The organism is Eggerthella hominis (assembly GCF_014287365.1).
GTDB classification, from domain to species: Bacteria; Actinomycetota; Coriobacteriia; order Coriobacteriales; family Eggerthellaceae; genus Eggerthella; species Eggerthella guodeyinii.
Genome location: NZ_JACOOA010000019.1, coordinates 1 through 1,197, shown reverse-complemented (window position 1 = coordinate 1,197; position 1,197 = coordinate 1). Strand labels below are relative to the sequence as shown.

Genomic DNA, 1,197 nt, shown 5'->3' with positions numbered 1-1,197 from the left:
ACTACGCCGGCCCCATGACGCAGTACACCGTGACGGACGCCTCCGGCACCATGGCGAGCGCCTACCAGGGCATGGTGTACTTCCCGACGCCGCTCGAGTTCGGCGTGGCGCTCGGCGTGCTCGGGCTGGGCGCGCTGCTCCTGCTGCTGGGCCTCAAGTACCTGCCGCTGAAGCCCGTGGAAGACGCGCGCTAGACAACCGCGTGGAAGGGGGCGCGTGCGCCCCCTTCGATTGGAGGGTGTTGCATGATGAGAAAGATCCTCGTCGCCCTCGCGGCCTTCCTGCTCGTCGGGGCGTGCGTGTTCGCCGGCGGGGCCGTGGCCGACACGTCGGTGGGGCTGCCCGAGCCCATCGGCCCCGACTCCCCCTGCCCGGCGGCGGGGTGCGCGTCGGGGTCGTGCCACGGCTTCGACGACGTGCCCTCGCCCGACGGCGTGCACGAGATGAGCTGTCCGGAGGCGTCGTGCGCGAGCGTCGAGTGCCACGCGTGGGACACCCTGACGACTCGCTACCACCAGGCGTCCGATGCGAGCCTCAACCTGTGGGTGCTCGCGCCGGTGGCGCTCGTCGTCGGGCTCGTGCTGATCGTGCGGAAGGTGGGGTGATGCGCCGTGGATAGGAAGAGCCTCGCCGTCGATGCGGCGTGTCTGCTGGTGTACCTGGTCGCGGCGAATCCGGCCGTCACGGGCATCGGCGTCCACGAGTGGGTGGGAATCGGCGTGCTGCTCGCGTTCCTCGTGCACGTCGCGATGCATGTCGACTGGGTCGTCGAGGCGGCCAGATCCGCCGTTGCGCGCCCGTCGTGGGCGCGCACGGGAAATCTCGTGCTGGATGCGCTCATCGTCGTGGCGTTCATGACGGTGACGGTGTCGGGCCTCATGGTGTCGGGCGCGGTTTTGGCGGCGTTCGGCCTGTACGCCGACGGGTACTACTTCTGGGATCCGCTGCATGCGACGGCGGCGAAGGTCCTGCTCGCGCTGCTGCTCGTGCACGTGGTGGCGCATGGGAAGTGGCTGGTCGGCTTCTTCAAGAATCGGAAAGGGGAGCACCGTGGGGAGTGAGGAGACGAGCGAGAGCCTCTGGCAGGTGCGCGCCGCCGCCTGGGAGCTCGCGGCGCTGAGCTTCCGCTACCCGGGCGAGGAGCTCGAGGGCGCCGTCGCCTCCGGCGAGTGGGCCGAGGCGGCCGAGGAGGTCGCC

The 1,197-nt window shown here is 70.4% G+C and carries 2 protein-coding genes and 1 pseudogene; all 3 read left to right on the top strand.

Features of this window, described 5'->3' with window-relative positions:
* Positions 1-194, top strand: a pseudogene (locus H8S61_RS17220) (NrfD/PsrC family molybdoenzyme membrane anchor subunit); the annotation flags it as partial.
* Positions 195-245: 51 nt separating this feature from the next.
* Positions 246-605: a hypothetical protein gene (locus H8S61_RS17215; RefSeq protein WP_160943390.1), complete on the top strand. Its 360-nt coding sequence runs from the start codon at positions 246-248 to the stop codon at positions 603-605.
* Between the two features lie 6 nt (positions 606-611).
* On the top strand, positions 612-1,061 hold the full coding sequence (locus H8S61_RS17210; protein ID WP_186939850.1) for a DUF4405 domain-containing protein: 450 nt from the start codon (positions 612-614) through the stop codon (positions 1,059-1,061).
* Positions 1,062-1,197: the final 136 nt, after the last annotated feature.

Bases quoted from the DNA above. Each gene is read 5' to 3' on its own strand.
- H8S61_RS17215 (WP_160943390.1), top strand. From the start codon at position 246: ATGATGAGAAAGATCCTCGTCGCCCTCGCGGCCTTCCTGCTCGTCGGG.